Source organism: Halpernia humi (assembly GCF_900108025.1).
GTDB lineage: Bacteria > Bacteroidota > Bacteroidia > Flavobacteriales > Weeksellaceae > Halpernia > Halpernia humi.
In genome coordinates, this window is record NZ_FNUS01000002.1 from 124,245 (window position 1) to 145,614 (window position 21,370).

Consider the following 21,370-nt stretch of genomic DNA (forward strand, 5'->3'; position numbering starts at 1 on the left):
CACGCCATTTTAAAAACTTTTATATTTGATAAAAAATAAAATGAAAAAATTATTTCCTTTATTCGCTTTAGTTCTGATGCTTTTTTTAACCTCTTGCCAAACGCTTGTAGTTTCGCAACAAAAACCATTGAAAGACAATAGTTTTGATCTTTATCAGAAATATACCATCCAAACCCAAGATGCAAAAATAGTTTCTATGAAAGTTTTAAAAATAGATGATACCAAAATCTATGGCAAAACACGAAAAGGCGAATCTGTAGAAATAGAAAAAAGCAATATTCGGCAAGTGAAAAAATTAGATATTTTGGCTTCTGTTGGTATTGCGGTTGCGGCGATTGCAGCAGTTATTTTTGTGCCGATTTAATAAACATGTTTTTTAGTTTAACATCTAATAACCAAATAGATACACAACCAATTGCATAACAAGCAATATCAATCCAACTGAAAGAATTTCCTAAAACAATTAATGCTAATTGATTTTTCCCCAAGCCTAAAAGTTCTGCGAAATGAAAATATTGTAGAAACTCTACCACGCAGGAAAATATAAAAATCCAGAAAATTAATCTGCTTTTTTGAAGTTTAAAGATACTTAAAATAAAAGTATAGATTAAAATCACCACCAAAACATCACCGAAATAAGATCTCAGAAAAACAATATTTTTATAGGTAGTTGCAATTAAAACTTCAGCAATGAAGATTAAAATGGTGAGAAGGAAATATTTGAGGTTGAATTTCATTTTTAATTTATCTTTGCTAAAATAACAATTTATGAAGAAATTTATCTTTTTTATTCTATTATTAATTTCTGGATTTGCTTTTTCGCAAGTTAAAGAATCGATCAAAGCAGAATCTGAATTTAATGACAAAGTTGATCAGGCTTCTGAATTTCCGGGTGGAATAAATGCTTTAAGGGCAAAGATTGCACATAATTTTAATGTAGATAAAGTTAAGGGGTCCGGAATAAGCCGAACAGTAATTACATTTATAGTCGATAGGGAAGGTGAAATCTCATTTATTAAGGCGGTTGGCAAAAATAGATCATTTAATAAAGAGGCGAAGAGTGCTGTTTCAAAGATTAAAGATATTTGGAAACCAGCAATAGTAAATGGCGAAAAAGTTCGTAGTCGATATCGACTTCCTTTAACAATGGATTTTAATTAAACTTTAATAATATTTTATGAAGAAATTTATTTTTTTAATTCTATTATTAATTTCCGGATTTGCCTTTTCGCAAACCCAAAACGCAGTTGCTAAAGACTCTAATAATGAGAAAATATTAAATGATAAACCATCAATATTTCCCAAAGGAACAGAAGTCTTTCGAAAAATGATTTCGGATAATTTCAGAATGAGAAAAATTAATTCTCATAAAAATATTTTTTGCGAAATTACATTTATAGTTGAAAGAGATGGAACAATTTCGAATATTAAAGCGAAAGGGAATGATGAAGATTTTAATAAAGAAGCAATAAGAGCAGTTAGTAAAATTAAAGACAAATGGATTCCCGCTGAAATAAATGGTCAAAAAGTTTGCTCTCGTTACAGAGTTCCATTAAACATCAATTTTAACTAATCATTTCCCAATCATTTTTTTAATAGAATTCAACTTCATCAGCGCCTCAATCGGCGTTAATGTATTAATATCCATTTTCGTCAATTCTTCACGGATATTTTCTAAAACTGGATCATCTAATTGGAAAAAAGAGAGTTGCAAATTTTCTTCCGTTACGCGCTTTATTTTTTCAGAATTTCCCTTGCTGCTGCGAGATTCTTCCAAAGTTTTTAAAATTTCACTTGCGCGATTCACCACTTTTGCAGGCATTCCTGCGATTTTCGCGACGTGAATTCCGAAACTGTGCTCGCTTCCACCAGAAATTAATTTTCTTAAAAATATGATATTGCCTTTATTTTCCTGAATTGAAACGTGAAAGTTTTTGATGCGTTCAAAACTTAAAGTCATTTCATTTAATTCATGGTAATGCGTGGCAAACAAAGTTTTGGCTTTAGTTGGATGTTGATGCAGATATTCCGCAATCGCCCACGCGATGGAAACACCGTCGTAAGTGGAAGTTCCGCGCCCGATTTCATCTAAAAGTATCAAACTTCGGTCAGAAATATTATTTAAAATATTCGCGGCTTCGTTCATTTCTACCATAAAAGTAGATTCGCCGGAAGAAATATTATCTGTCGCGCCAACTCTGGTGAAAATTTTATCTAAAATTCCAACTTCAGCGTGTTTTGCCGGAACATAACTTCCGATTTGCGCCATTAAACAAATAATCGCAGTTTGCCGAAGAATCGCCGATTTTCCCGCCATATTTGGTCCGGTGACCATAATAATTTGTTGGGAATCTTTATCTAAAAAAACATCATTAGGAATATATTTTTCGCCTAAAGGCAAAGCATTTTCAATAATCGGATGTCGCGCTTCTTTCAGATTGATTTCAAAACTTTCGTTTAAAATCGGTTTGGTATAACTTTCCGTAATCGCTAATTCTGACAAAGCAATTGAAACATCAATTTTAGCAATTAATTTTGAATTTTCCTGAATTCTGTCGATGTAAATCATCGTTTCTTCGCAAACCTTTCTATACAGTGAAAATTCTAATTTAGAAATTTTTTCTTCCGCGCCCAGAATTTGATCTTCGTATTCTTTTAATTCCGCCGTGATGTAGCGTTCTGCATTTACCAAAGTCTGTTTTCGAATCCATTCTTCGGGAACTTTGTCTTTATGTGAGTTTCTAACTTCGATAAAATAGCCAAAAACATTGTTGAAATTTATTTTTAAACTTGAAATTCCCGTGCGTGAAATTTCTCTTTCGCACATTTCGTCTAAGAAATTTTTGCCTTTGCTTTGTAAACTTCGCAGATAATCCAACTCTTCTGAAACGCCCGATTTTATGACATTTCCTTTGTTTAAATTAACGGGCAATTCTTGATTTAAATGATTTTCTAAATAATTAATTAAATTGTTCTGCTCGTTTAAAGGCTGCATCCACGCCAAAATATCTGGAAATTGGTGCAATAATTTTCGTGTTTTTTGAATACTGATTAAACTTTGCCGAAGATAACCGAGTTCTTTCGGTGAAATTTTTTCTGCGGCCAGTTTTCCCATTAAACGATCCAAATCTGAAATCAATTTTAATTGGTCTAAAACTTCAAATTTTAAATGGTCTTCCTTATTAAAAAATTCTATTAAATTTAATCTTCTGTTGATTTCATTTACTGATTTTAAAGGCAAAATTAAACGACGTCGCAATAATCTTCCGCCCATCGGTGTGATGGTTTTGTCAATAATATCAAGCAGACTTTTTCCTTCTTGGTGATTGGGATAAACGATTTCTAAATTTCTTAAAGTGAAACCGTCCATCATTAAATAATCTTCCTGCGGAATTTTATTTATTTTGGTAATGTGCTGTAAAAGAGCGTGATGCGTGTCTTCTACCAAATAGGCGAAAATTGCGCCGGCTGCGGTAATTCCGAGTTTTAAATCATCAACACCAAAACCTTTTAAAGAATTTGTTTTAAAATGCGCCGTTAGTTTTTCGTAAGCATAAGAATGTTGAAATGCCCAATCTTCGAGTTTAAAACAATTTTTATTTTTTAATTGAGAAGGAATTTCTGAATTTCTTTGGTAAATAATTTCACTGGGATCAAAAGTGGAAACGAGGTGTAATAATTTTTCTAAATTTCCTTCTGCAATCAAAAATTCGCCCGTAGAAATATCTACGAAAGCCATTCCGTATTTTTCTTTTTCTTTATGAAGAGACAGAAGAAAATTATTTTTTTTTGAATTTAAAACCTGGTCATTAAAAGTTACGCCCGGCGTCACCAGTTCTGTAACGCCTCTTTTCACGATGCCTTTCACAGATTTTGGATCTTCTAATTGATCACAAATTGCGACGCGCAATCCGGCGCGAACTAATTTTGGTAAATAAGTATCAATAGAATGGTGCGGAAAACCCGCCAATTCTGTATTTACTTCGCCCAAACCTCTTTTTGTGAGCGTAATTCCTAGAATTTTTGAAGCGCGAATGGCATCTGCGCCAAAGGTTTCGTAGAAGTCACCAACACGAAATAGCAACAAAGCATCAGGATATTTTCCTTTGATGCTGTTATATTGCTTCATTAAAGGTGTTTCTTTTTTTGCCATTAAATTTTGGGAATTATTTTAGGTTTAAAAATCTTAATTTTGTCAAAAATACGAAAAATGCAGCCTACGCAGAAATTGAAATTAGAAGAACTTGGAAGGATAAATGTGGAAACTTTTAAAGAAATTAAAAAAATTCCACTTGTAGTCGTTTTAGATGATGTGAGAAGTATGCACAATGTAGGCGCGGTTTTTAGAATTTCTGATGCATTTATTGTAGAAAAAATAGTTTTGTGCGGCATCACGCCAAAACCGCCACATCGGGAAATTCACAAAGCCGCTTTGGGTGCGACGGATAGTGTAGATTGGATTTATGAAGAATCGATTGAAACGGCTTTAAAAAACTTAAAGCAAGAAAATTATCAAATTATTGGTATTGAACAAACTACATGCAGCGTTTCTTTAGAGAAATTTGAAATTAAAAAAGACGAAAAATATGCCGTGGTTTTAGGAAATGAAGTCGATGGTTTAAGTGAAAATGCACTTCCGCTTTATGATACTTTTTTAGAAATTCCGCAAATGGGAACGAAGCATTCTTTAAATGTTAGCGTTTGCGGCGGAATTGTAATTTGGGAGTTTTTTAAAAATTTGAAATGAAAGAATCTTCAAAATTGTAGGATTTTATGAATCTTTCAAAATAGATTCTCTAAAATATAAATAAAAATTTGCAATCGCTCCACTAAAAAGAAACATCCCTATTAACCATAAGTTTTTGTTTTTTACATAGTTATTCAATAAATCGTTTAAAACTACGAACCAGATTGAGTAAGTGAGAATCACACCAAATGGTATCAAAATATCTCCTGTTACTAAACCAAAATACCAGTGGCTTATTTTCAATAATATACCGAAAAATATAGCGAAGAAACCAGTAATAGAAATTAACAGGGCAATTTTTTTGGGAATTAAAAGTGGATAATTTTTCATCCGAAAATTTTATTTCAAAAGCGCGTTAAAAGTGTCGCCCTGCTTTATGTCTCCGGTTGTGTAACCTTTCATAAACCATTCTTGCCGTTGCGCAGAACTTCCGTGTGTAAAAGCTTCCTGATTTACATAGCCAGAACTTCTACGTTGTATATTATCATCACCCACTGCGGCGGCGGCTTCCATGGCACTTTGAATATCGCCAGGTTCTAAAATATGTTCTCTTTCATCTGTTAATTTTGCCCAAACGCCGGCATAAAAATCTGCCTGAAGTTCTGTAGCGACGGAAACACGGTTCATGTCGGCCTCAGAATATCTTCCGCTATTTCTAAGTTGATCAACTTTTTGCGTAGTTCCCAAAAGGGTTTGTACGTGATGCCCGATTTCGTGTGCCATTACATAAGCGATGGTAAACTCTGTTACTCTTGCGCCAAATTTTTGTTGCATTTCATTAAAGAAACTCATATCCATATAAACGGTTTCGTCTGCGGGGCAATAAAATGGTCCCATTGCGGCTTGTGCTGTTCCGCAACCTGAATTGGTTTGGCCTTCAAACATCACAACGTGCGGTTTTCTGTAAGTCATACCCATTTTTTGGAATTCTGCCGTCCAGGTTTGTTCGGTTTCGCCCGTCACCATTTTTACGAATTGGCGCATTTTCAATTCTTGTGGAGTCAAATCGCGTTGTTCAGTTGGCGAAGATTGCTGGTGCATCCCCGAACTTAAAATTGCAGAAGGATCGCCGCCAAGGAAAAAAACAATTGCAGCAATTATTATAGTTCCGATTCCGCCGCCTACTATTGCGCCGCCACCGCTTCGTCTGCCGCGTCTGTCGTCTACGTTGTCGCTACTGTCGTTTGTCCATCTCATAGTTTAAATTTAGATTTTAAAAATACAAAATTAAACATTATTAAAAATAAAAATTTTTATGAGAAGAGAGATGGGGTAATTTTAAAATTATTTTTAAGTAAAAAGAGTTGAATTTTTTTAAATACAAAAAAAATAAATCAGATTATTTATAAATATTCAATTTCTCATTATAAATAGGACTTCCTATATTTAAAAAATTTAAAACGCTGTGAAATACGTAGTGTTGATCCAAAGTTTTAAACGATTTGAGTTGTTTAGAATTATCGGATACCCAAACAATAAACGGGATTTCATATTGCTCTTTTGGTGCAATACTTCGCGGAATTCCGTGCATATACAAGTTGTTTTCTCCTAAAGATTCACCGTGGTCTGATACAAAAATCATAGTGCTTTTGTAACCTTTCAATTGTTTTAAATCTTTGATGACATTGGCTAAAATATAATCGGTATAAACAATAGTATTGTCGTAGGCATTCACGAGTTCTGTGTGTGAGCAATTTCCTAATTCTACGCTGTTGCAAACAGGTTTGAAAGTTTCAAATTTTGGTGGATATTTCTTACTATAAGTAGGGCCGTGGCTTGTGCTGGTATGCAAAATCACTAAAATTTTATTTTTTTTGCTGGCCAATATTTCTTCTTTTAAGCCAGATAAAAGAATTTCGTCGTAGTTGCAGCCTTCGCCTTTGCAGTTTGGCATTAAGGCTTCTCTGTTTTCATAATGTTTTATATGCACGGGCGGTTCTCCCCAGTTTGTGGTTCGCCATATAACTTCAGCATTGTTTCTATAGAGATAATTGGGCAAAATTTCTGTTAATTGATCTGAATCATTAGATTCTAAAATACTTTTTACGCCCGCTGTAGTGTATGTAGCGCTAGATGTAGCATCAAAATGATAAACGTTCGGTATTTTGGAAAGTAATGGATTTGTATTTTTGCTGTAGCCATACAAAGAAAAATTGGCTCTTCGTGCAGATTCGCCTATCACTAAGACCACGACAGACTTTTGATTGTCTTTTATAGTTGCATTTGGCAATAAAATTTCTTTTTGATTTTTTTGGGATTTATGAATAAAAAAAAGCGAAAGGTTTACCGAATAAGACCACGGCATTGCCAAGCCACCCAATGTTTTAGAATTTTTATCTATCCAAAGCCAATTACTAGCATTTGCAAATACTAACGTTAGCAAAAAGAGTAAAGTAAAACCAATGGTCATTAAAAATTTTTTCAAACTTACATTGATGATTTTAACTTTAATAATAAAAATACTTGGAAGAATACCAAATAGAATAACGTACAAAACTAATTTAAAGGAAAAAAAACTGCTAGATTCTGCATAATTGGTGTTGAGAACGTTGCCAATCATACTTTCATCTATTATAACGCCATAGGTATTGATGAAATAAACTGCGATTGCACTGATGATAAAGGTAAGTGATAGTAGAAACTTCCCAACGATGCGGCTTAGAAAAAAGAACAAATAAAATACGAAAGCATTTGCCACCAACATTGCAATTATTAAACTTATAATAATCATAATGCCATTAAAACTTTTATAATCAAGATTTTTAAAAACAAAAGTAAAAAAAGGCAGATGAAAGAATAGAAAATTAAGCGCGCTCATCAAGAGTGCAAAATGGATTAATTTTAAATTATTTTTTAACATATTCTTGTGTAATTTTAAAAAGTGAAAAAATTAAACCTGCTAATGGAAAATAGAAGATAATTAAATTTTCGTTAATAATTTTAATGATAATTATGATACTGCAGACCAGAAATAACGCGATGAAAAAGGGATAATATTTTTTTAGCGCAATCCAATTCCAGATTTTATATTTTCTGCTAATGAAAATACCAGAAAGTCCGCAAAAATAGCCAATTGCGCTGCCTGTAATAACATCTAGCGGATAATGCGCGCCCAACCCAACACGTGTGGAAATCAGTGTAATTCCGATAAAAAATAGGAGTAAAGTCCAAAATATTTTTTTAGGTAATTTTTCTGGCATTAAAGCATAAAGCAAAACAGTGAGTACGGTAAAAATTGTGATAGAATGGCCGGAAGGCAAACTGCTAAATCCCTTTAAGGTTTTCCCTACAATTACAAAGCTGTGATGATCTAAAATTTCCGCAGGTCTTGGGACAGAAAAAATACTTTTTAGTGCTCGCGATAAGATTAAAGAAACTAAAGATGCGGATATTAGAGCCTCCCACATTTTTGGTGCATTTATAAAAAAAACGGTAAGAATTGATAGGAAAATGAGCGCATCGCCAATTTGCGTGAGATTATAAATCAGAGTAGGAAATTGCGATAATTTTGAATTAATTAATATGAAATAACTTTTCTGAATTTGCACATATTGCGCCACATTTAGAGCATTTTGGCTATAAAGAAAAAAAACAATTATAAGTAAAAAAACGAGTGGTAAGAAAAATAGAGATCGATTGAGTTTTGAGAAATTATCAATAATATTTTTATTCATGCTATTTTTTTGTTTCAGATTTATACTGTCAAAGTTGTTTAATAATTCTCAATTTATAAACTTTTGTTGAATTCGAGCGCTACTTTAGAAGTGAAAATTATTATTTTCCAAAACCGATATGGCTTGGTTTATTATCTAGTTTTCTTTTAAAATCTATCATCTTCAATGCAGTAACTGCAGCTTCTACACCTTTGTTTCCCAAATCGCCGCCACTTCTGGCGATAGATTGTTCTTTTGTATTGTCGGTTAAAACACAAAAAATAGCAGGGATTTCCGTAAAAACATTACAATCTTTTATGCCGTGTGCAACTGCTTCACAGATAAAATCAAAATGAGGTGTCTCGCCACGTATGACGCATCCAATGGCGATTACTGCATCAAAATTACCTTGTTTGCAAAGTTGCATGGTTGCATAATTTAATTCAAAAGCACCCGGAACGGGAAACATTTTAATATTTTCTTTTTGTACGCCTTCTTTTTGTAAAATTTCTAAAGCGGCGTCTCGTAGATTAAAAGTAACGAAATCATTCCACTCCGAAAACACAATGCCGATGTTGTATTCATCGGCATTTGTAATATTTAAAGGCTTATAATCTGAAAGATTTACGGTTGCCATTTTTTAATAATATTTTGTCATTTCTATTTGTGCATCAGATTGGCCGTTGTCATAATCTTTATATTTTTCGTCGATGGTTGAAAAATATTTTTTGGCGGCGTCTTTTTTGTTCAAAGCTAAAGCCAAAAGCCCAGCTTTTCTAGTAAAATAGTAACTTGTGTAAGGATCGTCTGATGCAGATGCGGCTTTATCTAAAAGAGAAAGTGCATCATCATTTTTATTCAAATTAGATTGGCAATCTGCCATTGCGCCATATTTCATAGCGACTAATGTTTTGTTATCAGAGTCGAAATCGTCTAACAAATCGTAGGCTTTTTGATAATTCCCTTTTTTAAATTCTAAAAGACCTGCATTGTATGCTGATAATTTGCCAGCATCTGTGGAAGGATATTCTTTGTATGTGCCCGTAAAACCAGGGTTTGCAGCAGATTTTCCACCTAAAGCCAAATCATCTTTACCTTCTGCTAAATTTTTTTGTGCAATGAGATAACTTTTAGTTGCTTCAAGGTTTTTGGGTGCTACAATAAATTGTTGGTAAGCGAAATAGCCTAAAATACCTAATATTAAAACGCCAAATAAAATGCTTATTTGTTTTGTATAGCGCTCAATAAAGCGCTCGGTATTTAACGCATCTTTATCTAAATCTTTAAAAAACTCTACCGTTTCTTTACCTTCATTTTTACGAAGTGCTTTTTTATTGTTTTGCTTGTTTGCCATAATTTTTTAGAATAGAGTTGCAAATTTAATTGTTTCTAAGGGATTTACAAAATAGTTAATAGAATTTAAAAATTTTATAATTTAATTACAGTTTTCTTGTAATTAAGTTTTCTTGGAAAATAATTGGGGCATTTTCGCTTGCTTAAAAGCCTTCAAGATAAAATGACCTAAAGGTTTACATTTTATAATTTTAAGATCGCAAACTGATTTTCAAATAAATTTAGTTCAACATAGCTAATGTAGAATAGACGTAGTTTTCAGTAAAGGCAATCAAACAATTTCTATTATTTTCAGAATAGAAATTTTAGTAATTATAGGTTATTTCTTTTTAGACGAATTGATTTTGTAACTTGTAATTTTCCAGGTGCCATTTGTATTTTTTAAACCATAGGTTACATTCAAGATCACTGTATTGCCGCTTTTATCGGTTACATCATAATCAGCGTTTACAGAAGCAGCGTTGTCGGTTACCGTTTTTGTAGAAATATTTGATACGTTCAAATTTTTCACAGACCCGAAACCTGAATTTGGATTTGAAAATTGCTCAAAATTTCCCCAATTGGGATTGTTTGATGCATCATAAGCACCTTTAAGGTTTTGAGTACTTATATAATTTAAAAATTTTGTGACTGTGGTTTTAGGATTTTCTACTGCTACTTTTGCGATATCAGGATTTTCGGGATTTGTAGAATTGGTGTTTGTAGAATCTGAAACTGCGTTATCTGGATCTATTGTAACAGGAATTGACAGTGCTTTACTGTTTACTGAAACACCAGTTTTAATCATTTGGTATGTTTTTTTCGAACTTTTTACCGATATTTTGATGTCAATTTTATCATCAAAAATTTTATCTGTTGGTAAAGAGGCGAATTTTAAGGTAAAGCCTTTGAAGTTATTATTTTGCATTAAATTTCTTGATGTTAGAAGCCGAGTACCATTGCTAGAAACTTCTAAGATGGTTTCTAAACCAGCGCCATCAAAAGAAATAGGTTTACCGGAGTTATCTACAAGTCGTGGAATAATTTGCAAAGCTTTTGCACCCACGATACTATCAACTGCAATTGGAGTTGTGGTAATTGTAAGCGCATCTGCGTTGATCTCATTAGGATCTTTTTCGGTGGCGCTTTCGGTGCCGAAAATATTCATTTCGCCTAGAGAAGGAGGACCAGTACTCGTCCAATCAATATTATTTTCTTGTGCTATTTTGTCAGCCATTGCGAATATTTCAGGAACTTTTTTACCGTTTAAAAGTTTTGATAATGCTTTTAATTCTGAAATATCATCATTTCCTTCTACACCAAATTTCTTTAAAATATAAAGTGCTTCATTGAATTTGATTTGTTTAATGGTCGGTAAACTAGATTCTAAATCATTGATACTGTTTTGAAAAGTTTTGATTGAAGTAGAATCTACTGCGGTTTTTTTGCAAGCGCTCAAAAGGAGCAGTGCTAAAAACAAGAAATAATAACCTTTTTTCATAATGCTATGTTTTATACAAATTTAGTAAAATATAGAATAGAGAGGTGGTATATTTAAATAAAAAAATCCCAACGAAATGTCGGGATTTTTTTATAATTAAAAATTTATTGAATCTTAAAAAGGATATTCGTAAATTTCTGATTCATGTAAGAATGGGTTGCCTACAGGAATAAGTTTTTCTTTTGAAAGTCTTGTCATTACAACTAAAATAAATAAACCTACTACAAAGAACATCGCGCCGAAAACGAGTAGAAATACTTCTGGCGTTCTCCAATAAGGGCCAACTGTACCAGGCATTACCATATTAAAATAATCTGCCCAATGACCGACAAGAACTATTATTGATGTGATTACTAGTACTTTATAGTTTCTTTTGATACTGCTACTTACTAAAATTAATAATGGTAGTAAGAAATTTAAAATGAGCATTGGCAAGTATGTTATTCCGTAGTATTCAAATCTTCCGAAGAAATAATTTACTTCTTCTGGAATATTTGCGTACCAATAAAGCATAAATTGAGCGAACCAGGTGTAAGTCCACAGCATACTTAGTGCAAACAAGAATACGCCTAAATCGTGTAAATGGTTGTCATTAAATTGTGGTAAAGCGCCTTTTTTCTTTAAGTAAACAGAAATTAAAATGATTGTCGCTATTGCGCTTACCCAAGCACTTACCATAGCATACCAAATATACATGGTAGAATACCAGTGTGGATCTATTGACATCAACCAATCCCAAGCCCAAGCAGCAGATGCAAAGCCGAAGAATGCGATATAGCCAACATTCCATTTATAAAAAGTTTGATAATCTTCTTTAGATTTAGTTTCATCTACTTTTTTAGACATTGCTTTTAATTTCCAAGCGAAAAACGAAGCACCTCCTACATATATTAATGTTCGAACTGCGTACCATGGAATATTTAAGAATTTTTTCTTTTCGTATAAAATAGAATCAAAATTTTGAGAATGGGGATCTGTTAAAGAAGGATCCATCCAATGAAAAATATGACCATAATGAGATATATTGATACCAACTATTATAAGCAAAATTACACCTCCATAAGGGATATAGGTGGAAATGGCTTCCATCACTCTTAGTATTATTATAGACCATCCCGCGTGGGCAGCAGTTTGCATGGAGTAGAAGAAAAGGGCGCAACAACTTAAAGCAAATAAAAATACTGCGACAAGGTGTATGGCTGCCAATGGCTGATTGTGCACTTGTAATGTAGCATGTTCTAGGTGAGCAGCATGGTCTTGTGGGCCTACTAATTCGCTGGAATTACTAGGTAAATTTTTGCCATTTTCATGAACAGTTTCCATCATATTTTCTATACGAACAGAATCTATATTGTGATTCATAAAATACCCAACTCCGAAAAGTACTAATCCTAAAGCGATAAGTATAATTGAATATAATCTTAATTTTGGTGAAAAATTATACATTTTTATTTCTTTTATTATTTTGTAGTTGCTGTAGTTTTGGCTGGTTTTGCAGCAGCCATTGTGGGTGTAGATTTAAATGCATTCATCACATACATTGCGACTCTCCATCTATCGCCAACATTTAGCATCCCTGCGTAAGAGCCCATTGCGTTTCTGCCGTGTGTCAATACATAATGTACTGATCCTACTGTTATGTCTCTATCTGCATATTTTGGTACACCTTGGTAGGCACCACTCATTACAATTGGGCCTTGTCCATCACCATTTACTCCATGACAAGCAGAACAAGTATGCTCAAAAAGTATTTTACCTCTTGCTAAATCTTTTTCTTTATTTGCTGGATCTAACGGTGAAACTGTATAAGTTTTGGATGCATCGTATCCGCTGTTATATTCATCAGGAGTTTGTGGAACATCGTTATTGGATTCTACAATATGATCTTCATTTTGAGAAACAGTCCCGGTAACTGGACCTAAACCTGTGGCGCCATCATTGGCTACAAATAAAGGGATTTCGTTTTCGTGATCCGAATATGCAATGTCTGCTTTTTGCAAAGGATCATACGCTACAGGGAAATACATATCTGGAAAATAAACCAATGGTGGTTGATCTTTTGGACCACAAGAAGTTAGTAAAATACTTCCTATACTTAAAGTGGCTATTATTTTTAAAAATTTCTTTTTCATTTGAAATTTAATTATTTATTTACTTAATGATTCTACTGTAATTCAATTAAGCATCTTTTATAGTAATTTCTTCTACACCTGTTTCTACAAGTAATTGCTTTATAGATTCCACATCATCGGATAATAGTTCTATCATAAATTTATCATCCGTCGTTCTTGGATCAGGGTTTTGAGGGGGGCAAAAAGGATACATTTTGTTTCTTATTAAAAACGTAAGAGACATCATGTGTGCTGAACAAAAAACCGTTAATTCAAACATCGGAACTACAAAAGCGGGCATGTTATGAGCCCAATCGAAAGATGGTTTGCCACCGATATCTTGCGGCCAATCATGATTCATAATGTAGTAAGTTACTAAAATTCCGATTGTTAATCCATAAACTGCATAAATATAAGCAGCATCGGAAATTCTAGTTTTCTTTAAGCCAAGTGCTTTGTCTAAACCATGCACGGGAAAAGGTGTGTATACTTCCGCAATTGCGATTCCTTTTTCGTTGAAGGCTTTTACGCCGTTCATCAAATCGTCATCGTCGCCATAAAGGCCAAATATTTTTTTAATGGTGCTCATCTCCTTCTTTTGCTTTATAAGTTTCACCTGATATTTTCAAAATTGTTTTAAGTTCAGCCTGTGCAATAACAGGGAACGTTCTTGCATAAAGTAGGAATAAAGTAGAGAAAAACCCTATTGTTCCTAAATATACACCTACATCTATAATTGTTGGTTTAAACATCGTCCAAGAAGATGGTAGGTAATCACGTGATAGATTGATTACGATAATATCAAATCTTTCAAACCACATTCCTATGTTAATAATTAATGCAATAATGAATGTTGCTATAATATTGGTTCTAACTTTTTTAAACCAGAAAGCCGCAGGTACTATTAAATTACAAGTAATCAATGCCCAGAATGCCCACCAATATGGCCCGGTTGCTGCACCTGGAGAAAGATAAGTAAAATCTTCAAATCTTGAACCTGAATACCAGCCAATAAAATATTCTGTGGCATAAGCGACAGTTACCATACCGCCAGTTAGTATAATTACAATATTCATTATTTCTATATGATAAATTGTAATATATTCTTCTAGATGACATACTTTTCTGGCAACCAATAGTAGCGTTTGTACCATTGCAAATCCAGAAAAAATTGCACCTGCTACGAAATAAGGTGGGTATATTGTAGAGTGCCATCCTTTTATTACTGACGTTGCAAAGTCAAAAGATACCGTGGTATGAACCGAGAATACAAGTGGTGTTGCTAAACCAGCAAGAACTAATGATAATTCTTCAAACCTTTGCCAATGTTTTGCTTTTCCACCCCATCCGAAGGAAAGAAACGTGTATATTTTTTTTGTCCATGGTGTTTTCGCTCTATCTCGAATCATAGCAAAATCAGGAATTAAGCCCATAAACCAAAATACTGTGGAAACAGAAAAATAGGTTGAAATTGCAAATACATCCCAAAGTAAAGGCGAGTTAAAGTTTGGCCATACAGATCCAAATTGATTTGGTAATGGAAATACCCAATAGCCTACCCAAACTCTACCCATGTGTATCACTGGGAAAATTGCTGCTTGCACAACTGCGAAGATAGTCATTGCTTCCGCGGAGCGGTTTACGGACATTCTCCATCGTTGTCTAAATAATAGAAGTACGGCAGAAATTAAAGTTCCGGCGTGCCCGATACCGACCCACCAAACAAAGTTGGTAATATCCCAGCCCCAGTTTATGGTTCTGTTTAATCCCCAAGCACCTATACCAGTCCCAATGGTATATGCAATACAGCCAAAACCGTAAATGAATAGTGCAAGAGCGGCGTAGATTGAATACCACCAAAGTTTGCCGGCTCTTTCTTCTATGGGTCTAGCGATATCATTTGAAATATCGTGATAAGTTTTGTGACCAACTATTAAAGGTTCTCTTATCGGAGCTTCGTAATGTCCTGACATTTTTTACCTATTTATTTTTTAAACGTTGTTTTCTTTTCTATTTCTAACCTTTGTATGGTAAAATACATTTGGTTTTGTGCCTATTTCTTCCAAAAGCACATATTTGCGATCATCATTATATAATGATCTAACTTCTGATGCTTTATCATTCATATCACCAAATTTGATAGCTTCAGTTGGACAGGCGCTTGCACAAGCAATATGAAACTCCCCATCCTTTACAACTCGATTGGCTTTTTTAGCTTCTAAAATTGTGACTTGTGTAAGTTGGATACACATAGAGCATTTTTCCATTACACCTCTTGTTCTTACTGCTACATCAGGATTTAGAACCATTCTGCCAAGATCATTGTTCATATTATAATCGAATTTATCATTCAAATTATAAGTAAACCAATTAAATCTTCTTACTTTATATGGACAGTTGTTTGCGCAATATCTGGTACCAATACATCTATTGTAAGCCATCATATTTTGGCCTTCTTTACCATGTGAGGTTGCTGCAACAGGGCAAACTGTTTCGCAAGGAGCATGATTACAATGTTGGCACATTACCGGCTGAAATATCACATCCGGATTGTCTGCTGGATGATTAAGTATTCCATCTGTGAATGGACCTCCGTAAAGTTCCGCCGCATTTAGACCTCTATCTACAAACTCTTTAGTTTCTATTTTTTCAATTGCGGTATAGTAACGGTCAATTCTTAACCAATACATATCACGAGACATTCTCACTTCTTCTTTTCCAACGACAGGAACATTATTTTCTGCCTGACAAGCTACTACGCAAGCGCCGCATCCCGTGCAAGAATTTAAATCTATTGAAAGATTAAAGTGTGGACCATCTGTATCATCAAATGCATCCCACAAATCTACTTTTCCTAGTGGAAGAGTTTCATTTATAGTGTGCATTTCTAAAGGTACATTCCATCCTTTTACGTTACCTTCTGCATCTTTAGATGTATCATCAAATTTTACGGTTAAAAATTTTTCGAGAGGTACTTCTTTTGCAATTTCATATCTTCCCATCAATGTATTTTGAAGTTGCATACCTGCAAATTCATACATTTTGTCTCTACTTTTTAAACTTACATTTGATATTGTTAAGTTAGATCCGTCGAACAATGGGTAGGCATTTACACCTGTTTCTGCAGATTTTCCACAGAATTTTTTTCCATAACCTAATGCTAAACCTACGGAACCATCTGCTTGTCCTGGTTGTATAAAAATTGGTACGTTTTCTATGGTCACTCCATTCGCAGTTAAATCTACTAACGATCCATCCAATTGCATTCGAGCATTAAGAGTATTTTCAAAACCTAAGGCTTTTGCGTCTTTAGGAGACATTGTTAAATAGTTATCCCAAGATAATCTAGAAATACCATCTGGAAGTTCTTGCAACCACGGGTTATTTGCTTGAGCGCCATCACCTATTGCTGCTTTTGTGTATAAAACTAATTCTAAATTTGCTGCTTTAAAATTACCAAGTTCAGCAATGGCTTGTGTTGCATTTCCACCAGTATAAGATAATCCTGAACCAGCGGCAACTTCATTATAGCCACCATATAGCCCTTTATTAAAAGAAACTGAACCTAGAATTGGTGTTGCGTTCGCTTTTAAATAATTGTAATAATTATTTTTTGGGCTATTTTTTCCATTAATCCAAACCAAAAGGGATTCTTCTAATTGGCGCGGTTTATAGACTTTTTGAATAGTTGGCTGCATCAAAGAATATACACCTGTTCTTGGCATAATATCTCCCCAAGATTCTAACCAGTGTGCCACAGGTATTACTGCTTTCGCCAATTGGTACATTTCATCTTTTTTCTCTGAAAATGAAATAACGTTCGGTACTTTTTTAACTAATTTCTTGAAAGAATCGCTTTGTGCTTTTGATGAAGAATAAACTGGGTTGACGTTATTGGTAATTAAAGTACCAACTTGCCCATTGTTTAACCAAGTTAAAAATTCTTGATATCTAGCACCATCAAATTCTTTTAATAAATTGGCTTTTCCTGTGAAAGCGTTAGAGCCAAGTTTTTGATTTATTAAATAAGATAAAACTATCGCTGCTTTTGAACCATCTGCAAATACGACTGCTTTAGAGCCTTTTGCTTGTAATTCTTTTACAATCTCTGCTGCTTGTTTGTTTGAAGTTCCACCATTTAGACCGTTGTAAACTTCTACTAAAAGTTTATTTGCGTCGCTTGGTTTTAGTCTAATTCTTGAGTCAGCATTTGCACCAGTTAAAGACATATTAGATTCTATCTGAATATGACGAAGCATATTTGGTCCCGGTTTTCTTGCTTTCGAATAGGTACTTTGAAGATTTGCTGCTAAATAGGTTTCTAAGAAATCTGCATGAAATGAAACAACTAATTCTGTATTAGTTAAATCATAAACCGGTAGAGCCCGTTGTCCGAAAACTTCTTGCGATGCGTCTAATGCTGCGTTATAAGGTATAGCATCGTAAGTTACAAGTTCAGCGGTTGGGTATTTTGCTTTAAAATCCCCGAATAACTTTTTAAATGTTGGGCTTGGAAAAGAGTGAGATAAAACTACTATTTTTTTTCCTGTAGCCGCAGTTTCTTTTAAACTTTTTAAAACGTAAGAATCTACACTATCAAATGTATCATCTTTACCATCTAATTTTGGCTGTTTAATTTTATCGTTATCATATAAGGATAAAACAGATGCTTGTGCTCTTGCAGAAGTTTTACCCAAATCACCAGCAATTGTATTTGCTTCAATTTTAATCGGCCGTCCTTCTCTTGTTTTTACTAAAACACTTGCGAAATCTGATCCATTAAAATAAGATGTTGCAAAATAATTTGGAATACCAGGTATAATATTATGCGGTTTTACCACATAAGGAATACTTTTAATAACTGGTGCTTCACAGGCGGCAAGAGTTACCGCTGCTGTAGAAAAGCCCAAAATTTTAAGAAAATCTCTACGGGATGTTCCCGATTGGTTCATTTTTTCGGCATCGCCTAGAAATTCATCAACAGGAATTTCATTTTGAAATTCTTTCAAAGCCAACTTCGCATTTAGCGTCGGGTCTTTTAGTTCGTGAATACTTCTGAATTGTATTTTATTTGAAGCCATTTATACTTCTAATTTTTCGTTATTAATAATGACATTTACCACACTCTATACCTCCTATTGCACTTACAGTGATTTTTGCGCCAGAGCCATATTGCTTTTTGAGTTTCTCGTGTAAGTTTTTAAAATAAACCTTATTGTATCCGTTTGTCATGTCGATCTCTGTCGTTCTGTGACATTCAATACACCATCCCATTGTGAAATCATTTGCCATTTGCACCACGTTCATAGTGTCGATTTTTCCGTGGCAAGCTTTACAGACTACATCTATTTTATCGTTAGGATGTTTCTCGTTGAAAGATTTTATAATTGCTTTCTCCCCAGCAACAACGTGTTGTGCGTGGTTGAAATAAACAAAATCTGGCATATTGTGAATTCTAGTCCATTGAACAGGCGAAGTCTTACCTGTGTAGCTCATTTTATCGCTATCCCAACCAACGTGTTCGTATAATTTTTTTATCTCACCAGTATAGAAATCTCTGTCTTTTCCAGGTTCGATGTATTTTCCTTTGTATTCAGGAATCATTTTATGACAGTTCATACAAACATTTAATGAAGGTATTTCTGAAACTTTTCCATACTTGGCTGAAGAGTGGCAAAGTTGGCAATCTATTTTATTTACACCTGCATGTATTCTGTGGGAAAAATAAATAGGTTGTTCTGGTTTATATCCTTTATAAACACCAACCCACATGAGCCAGTTCCATACTCCATATGCGGCAAATATTGCGAGAACAGTTAAAAGTCCTGTGCCAACATACCTGTATTTCTCGTAGGTTTCTGCAAAAGAAAATGCTTTGGAAGATTCAAGATCGGTTAATTCTTGTGATTGCTGAATTTTTACCAGTTGTCGTAATTTTAGAAGCAACCAAAGTAGAAGCCCTGCGATTACCACTAAACTTGTTAAAATAATTTTAGAAGTTGCAGCGCTATTTTTTGCCGCTTCCAACGCAGCCACAGAATTTGCATCTGCTCCAGCGGCGCCATTTGCTGCTGTTGCATCTGCCGCAGGTGCTGCAGGTGGATTAGTGGTGTACGCCAAAATATCATCAATATCCTTATCTGTTAGATTCGGAAACTGAAGCATTTCGGTTTTGTTAAATTTTAGAAAAATTTCATTGGCATATTTGTCGCCTGAAGCTCTAAGCGCCTTGTTGTCTTTTATCCATTTGTGCAACCAATCTGGGCCTAAATTTTGCTCTGCTTTTACCTTTGCTACAATTCCTCCTAAAGCAGGACCTACTATTTGCTTGTCTAAAGCGTGACAAGCAGTACAGTTTGCTTTAAAAAGTTTTTCGCCATTTACAGGATCGCCGTCTTGGGCGTGAACAGAAGCACTTGCTGATAGTAGTAACCCTACACTAATCAACAGAGTTTTGTAATGCTTTCTCCAACTTATCATTTAAGTAATCTTGAGTTAGTAAATATAGTTAAGTATATATTTCGTAGGGCAAAAGTACTATTTTAACAGAAAATTAGGATAATCTTAACCCTATAAAAATGCAGTATTTAGTAATTTATAATTATTCTAAATAGAGATGGTGTGTATATTTTTAAATTGTTTTAAATTTGCAGTAAATATGATGTTAATGAAAATTTTAAAGCAAGTTGTCTTATTCATAGGTCTTTTTTGTTTTGCAGGATTGTCGGCACAGCAAGTTGTAAAAACAGATACGCTTTCTGGAAATCCACTTACAATCACAATGGATCAAAAAATTAATGATTTGCTTCAAAGTGCTGAAGATAAATGTAGTATGGCTGGAGAAAGCCCAGATTCAGGTGAAGATAATTATACGACGTCTACAAAAATTGCAGTACCAGAACGAACAATGTCGAGAGCAGAAATTTGTAGAAAATACCCAAGAATAATGGGTTATAAGATTCAAATAGTAGTAGTGAAAAGTAATGATGAAGCCAATAAAGTAATTACCTATTTTAGAAGTAAATTTCCAGATTTGAAAGCGATTAGAGATGCTTCTTTAAGACCAAATTATAAGGTTTTGGTGGGAAGTTATTTTTCTAAAGAGGCTGCGCAAAAAGATTTAGCGAGAATTAAAGGGACTTTTAAAGAGGCAGTGCCGGTGAAATATTATATTTTTTGTGTAGAAGGAAAAGATTAATAAATGCTTACCTAATATAAAATCTTTAAATAAAGTAAAAAAAATCCGTCGCGAGTAAATTCGGGACGGATTTTTATTTTAAGGGTTTTTAACTAAAAGTCTAAAGCCTTCGCCATGCACATTAATGATTTCCATTCCATCATCGCCTTTTAGCAATTTTCGGAGTTTAGCGATGTAAACATCCATACTTCTCGCTGTGAAATAGTTTTCCTTTTTCCAGATTTTTCTTAATGCTAAATCTCTTGGCATAAAATCATTTCGGTGCAAGCACAGCAATTTTAATAATTCATTTTCTTTCGGGGATAATTTATAATCTTCATCGCCTACTTTTAATTGTCGCAACATAGAATCAAAATAAATATTACTAATTTTAAATTGTTCTTGCGTATCATCTTCTAAAGTGGCGCTGCGCTGCAAAATTGCTTTAATTTTGTAAAGCAAAAGTTCAGTATCAAAAGGTTTAGTGATGTAATCGTCGGCACCTAATTGGTAGCCTTTCAAAATATCTTCGCGCATATTTCTTGCGGTAAGGAAAATAATCGGCGTGTTTTTATCGATTTTTTTTACGTCTTCCGCTAAAGAAAAACCGTCTTTCTTAGGCATCATTACATCAAAAATGCAAATATCGAATTCATTTTCTGTAAATTGTTTTAGCCCCATTTCGCCATCTGTGGCAAGTGTAACTTCAAAATCATTTATGCTTAAATAATCTTTCAAAACAGCGCCAAAACTTTGGTCGTCTTCTACTAATAATATTCTGTTGCTCATAATTTTTATTTTTTAATTTTAGTATTTGGTTTAATGCAATTGATATTCGGTTTTATATAA

Annotated in this window: 21 protein-coding genes; 5 read left to right on the plus strand and 16 right to left on the minus strand. The window is 33.9% G+C overall.

Going from position 1 to position 21,370, the window contains the following annotated elements; all coding sequences use genetic code 11:
• Positions 1–40 precede the first annotated feature (40 nt).
• Positions 41–364 (plus strand): bacteriophage spanin2 family protein, encoded by a 324-nt coding sequence (locus C4S29_RS05535; RefSeq protein ID WP_103913155.1) that lies wholly within the window; start codon positions 41–43, stop codon positions 362–364.
• Here the strand turns inward: C4S29_RS05535 and C4S29_RS05540 are convergent.
• Entirely contained in the window at positions 345–737 is a 393-nt protein-coding gene (locus tag C4S29_RS05540) for a ribosomal maturation YjgA family protein (protein WP_103913429.1), read from the minus strand. The two genes, C4S29_RS05535 and C4S29_RS05540, sit on opposite strands and share 20 nt — an antisense overlap.
• A 31-nt stretch (positions 738–768) precedes the next feature.
• Here C4S29_RS05540 and C4S29_RS05545 point away from each other — a divergent pair, with 31 nt between their 5' ends.
• A complete protein-coding gene (locus tag C4S29_RS05545) occupies positions 769–1,161 on the plus strand; it encodes an energy transducer TonB (protein WP_103913156.1) in 393 nt (130 codons plus the stop codon).
• 16 nt (positions 1,162–1,177) lie between these two features.
• Positions 1,178–1,573: an energy transducer TonB gene (locus tag C4S29_RS05550; RefSeq protein ID WP_103913157.1), complete on the plus strand. Its 396-nt coding sequence runs from the start codon at positions 1,178–1,180 to the stop codon at positions 1,571–1,573.
• On the opposite strand, the gene mutS is transcribed toward C4S29_RS05550, so the two are convergent.
• Positions 1,574–4,153 (minus strand): DNA mismatch repair protein MutS, encoded by a 2,580-nt coding sequence (mutS, locus tag C4S29_RS05555; protein WP_103913158.1) that lies wholly within the window; start codon positions 4,151–4,153, stop codon positions 1,574–1,576.
• A 57-nt stretch (positions 4,154–4,210) separates the two neighbouring features.
• On the opposite strand from mutS, the gene C4S29_RS05560 reads away from it, so the two are divergent.
• On the plus strand, positions 4,211–4,747 hold the full coding sequence (locus C4S29_RS05560) for an RNA methyltransferase (protein ID WP_103913430.1): 537 nt from the start codon (positions 4,211–4,213) through the stop codon (positions 4,745–4,747).
• 24 nt (positions 4,748–4,771) lie between these two features.
• Here C4S29_RS05560 and C4S29_RS05565 read toward each other — a convergent pair whose 3' ends face one another.
• The 13 genes from C4S29_RS05565 to C4S29_RS05625 all read right to left on the minus strand — a co-directional run bounded on the left by C4S29_RS05565 (position 4,772) and on the right by C4S29_RS05625 (position 19,824).
• Positions 4,772–5,077: a hypothetical protein gene (locus C4S29_RS05565; RefSeq protein ID WP_103913159.1), complete on the minus strand. Its 306-nt coding sequence runs from the start codon at positions 5,075–5,077 to the stop codon at positions 4,772–4,774.
• Between the two features lie 9 nt (positions 5,078–5,086).
• Positions 5,087–5,944, minus strand: coding sequence for a KPN_02809 family neutral zinc metallopeptidase (ypfJ, locus tag C4S29_RS05570; protein WP_103913160.1), 858 nt, complete (start codon positions 5,942–5,944; stop codon positions 5,087–5,089).
• A gap of 142 nt (positions 5,945–6,086) precedes the next feature.
• A complete protein-coding gene (gene eptA / locus C4S29_RS05575; protein ID WP_103913161.1) occupies positions 6,087–7,607 on the minus strand; it encodes a phosphoethanolamine--lipid A transferase EptA in 1,521 nt (506 codons plus the stop codon).
• The gene (locus C4S29_RS05580; RefSeq protein ID WP_103913162.1) at positions 7,594–8,421 is read right to left on the minus strand and encodes a phosphatase PAP2 family protein; all 828 of its coding nucleotides are present in this window, start codon (positions 8,419–8,421) and stop codon (positions 7,594–7,596) included. Before C4S29_RS05580 ends, eptA begins: the two co-directional genes overlap by 14 nt.
• Positions 8,422–8,521: 100 nt before the next feature.
• Positions 8,522–9,037 (minus strand): 6,7-dimethyl-8-ribityllumazine synthase, encoded by a 516-nt coding sequence (gene ribH, locus C4S29_RS05585; RefSeq protein WP_103913163.1) that lies wholly within the window; start codon positions 9,035–9,037, stop codon positions 8,522–8,524.
• Positions 9,038–9,040: 3 nt separating this feature from the next.
• A complete protein-coding gene (locus C4S29_RS05590) occupies positions 9,041–9,754 on the minus strand; it encodes a YfgM family protein (protein WP_103913164.1) in 714 nt (237 codons plus the stop codon).
• 318 nt (positions 9,755–10,072) lie between these two features.
• Entirely contained in the window at positions 10,073–11,233 is a 1,161-nt protein-coding gene (locus tag C4S29_RS05595) for a hypothetical protein (RefSeq protein WP_103913165.1), read from the minus strand.
• A gap of 114 nt (positions 11,234–11,347) precedes the next feature.
• Entirely contained in the window at positions 11,348–12,679 is a 1,332-nt protein-coding gene (locus C4S29_RS05600) for a quinol:cytochrome C oxidoreductase (protein ID WP_103913166.1), read from the minus strand.
• A 14-nt stretch (positions 12,680–12,693) separates the two neighbouring features.
• On the minus strand, positions 12,694–13,365 hold the full coding sequence (locus C4S29_RS05605) for a c-type cytochrome (RefSeq protein ID WP_103913167.1): 672 nt from the start codon (positions 13,363–13,365) through the stop codon (positions 12,694–12,696).
• Positions 13,366–13,411: 46 nt separating this feature from the next.
• Positions 13,412–13,933 (minus strand): DUF3341 domain-containing protein, encoded by a 522-nt coding sequence (locus tag C4S29_RS05610; protein ID WP_103913168.1) that lies wholly within the window; start codon positions 13,931–13,933, stop codon positions 13,412–13,414.
• Positions 13,920–15,317, minus strand: coding sequence for an NrfD/PsrC family molybdoenzyme membrane anchor subunit (gene nrfD / locus C4S29_RS05615; protein WP_103913169.1), 1,398 nt, complete (start codon positions 15,315–15,317; stop codon positions 13,920–13,922). The genes C4S29_RS05610 and nrfD overlap by 14 nt, the downstream gene beginning before the upstream one ends.
• Positions 15,318–15,335: 18 nt before the next feature.
• A complete protein-coding gene (locus tag C4S29_RS05620) occupies positions 15,336–18,425 on the minus strand; it encodes a TAT-variant-translocated molybdopterin oxidoreductase (protein ID WP_103913170.1) in 3,090 nt (1,029 codons plus the stop codon).
• A gap of 22 nt (positions 18,426–18,447) precedes the next feature.
• Positions 18,448–19,824: a c-type cytochrome gene (locus tag C4S29_RS05625; protein ID WP_103913171.1), complete on the minus strand. Its 1,377-nt coding sequence runs from the start codon at positions 19,822–19,824 to the stop codon at positions 18,448–18,450.
• A 187-nt stretch (positions 19,825–20,011) separates the two neighbouring features.
• On the opposite strand from C4S29_RS05625, the gene C4S29_RS05630 reads away from it, so the two are divergent.
• The gene (locus C4S29_RS05630; RefSeq protein ID WP_103913172.1) at positions 20,012–20,542 is read left to right on the plus strand and encodes an SPOR domain-containing protein; all 531 of its coding nucleotides are present in this window, start codon (positions 20,012–20,014) and stop codon (positions 20,540–20,542) included.
• A 78-nt stretch (positions 20,543–20,620) separates the two neighbouring features.
• Here C4S29_RS05630 and C4S29_RS05635 read toward each other — a convergent pair whose 3' ends face one another.
• Entirely contained in the window at positions 20,621–21,310 is a 690-nt protein-coding gene (locus tag C4S29_RS05635) for a response regulator transcription factor (protein WP_103913173.1), read from the minus strand.
• Between the last annotated feature and the right edge of the window lie 60 nt (positions 21,311–21,370).

Coding starts and splice junctions, on each gene's coding strand:
- ypfJ (WP_103913160.1), bottom strand. CDS start 5,944: ATGAGATGGACAAACGACAGTAGCGACAACGTAGACGACAGACGCGGC.
- C4S29_RS05600 (WP_103913166.1), bottom strand. CDS start 12,679: ATGTATAATTTTTCACCAAAATTAAGATTATATTCAATTATACTTATC.
- C4S29_RS05535 (WP_103913155.1), top strand. CDS start 41: ATGAAAAAATTATTTCCTTTATTCGCTTTAGTTCTGATGCTTTTTTTA.
- mutS (WP_103913158.1), bottom strand. CDS start 4,153: ATGGCAAAAAAAGAAACACCTTTAATGAAGCAATATAACAGCATCAAA.
- C4S29_RS05625 (WP_103913171.1), bottom strand. CDS start 19,824: ATGATAAGTTGGAGAAAGCATTACAAAACTCTGTTGATTAGTGTAGGG.
- C4S29_RS05580 (WP_103913162.1), bottom strand. CDS start 8,421: ATGAATAAAAATATTATTGATAATTTCTCAAAACTCAATCGATCTCTA.
- C4S29_RS05545 (WP_103913156.1), top strand. CDS start 769: ATGAAGAAATTTATCTTTTTTATTCTATTATTAATTTCTGGATTTGCT.
- C4S29_RS05595 (WP_103913165.1), bottom strand. CDS start 11,233: ATGAAAAAAGGTTATTATTTCTTGTTTTTAGCACTGCTCCTTTTGAGC.
- nrfD (WP_103913169.1), bottom strand. CDS start 15,317: ATGTCAGGACATTACGAAGCTCCGATAAGAGAACCTTTAATAGTTGGT.
- C4S29_RS05635 (WP_103913173.1), bottom strand. CDS start 21,310: ATGAGCAACAGAATATTATTAGTAGAAGACGACCAAAGTTTTGGCGCT.
- C4S29_RS05630 (WP_103913172.1), top strand. CDS start 20,012: ATGAAAATTTTAAAGCAAGTTGTCTTATTCATAGGTCTTTTTTGTTTT.
- C4S29_RS05560 (WP_103913430.1), top strand. CDS start 4,211: ATGCAGCCTACGCAGAAATTGAAATTAGAAGAACTTGGAAGGATAAAT.
- C4S29_RS05610 (WP_103913168.1), bottom strand. CDS start 13,933: ATGAGCACCATTAAAAAAATATTTGGCCTTTATGGCGACGATGACGAT.
- ribH (WP_103913163.1), bottom strand. CDS start 9,037: ATGGCAACCGTAAATCTTTCAGATTATAAGCCTTTAAATATTACAAAT.
- C4S29_RS05605 (WP_103913167.1), bottom strand. CDS start 13,365: ATGAAAAAGAAATTTTTAAAAATAATAGCCACTTTAAGTATAGGAAGT.
- C4S29_RS05565 (WP_103913159.1), bottom strand. CDS start 5,077: ATGAAAAATTATCCACTTTTAATTCCCAAAAAAATTGCCCTGTTAATT.
- C4S29_RS05540 (WP_103913429.1), bottom strand. CDS start 737: ATGAAATTCAACCTCAAATATTTCCTTCTCACCATTTTAATCTTCATT.
- C4S29_RS05590 (WP_103913164.1), bottom strand. CDS start 9,754: ATGGCAAACAAGCAAAACAATAAAAAAGCACTTCGTAAAAATGAAGGT.
- C4S29_RS05620 (WP_103913170.1), bottom strand. CDS start 18,425: ATGGCTTCAAATAAAATACAATTCAGAAGTATTCACGAACTAAAAGAC.
- C4S29_RS05550 (WP_103913157.1), top strand. CDS start 1,178: ATGAAGAAATTTATTTTTTTAATTCTATTATTAATTTCCGGATTTGCC.
- eptA (WP_103913161.1), bottom strand. CDS start 7,607: ATGTTAAAAAATAATTTAAAATTAATCCATTTTGCACTCTTGATGAGC.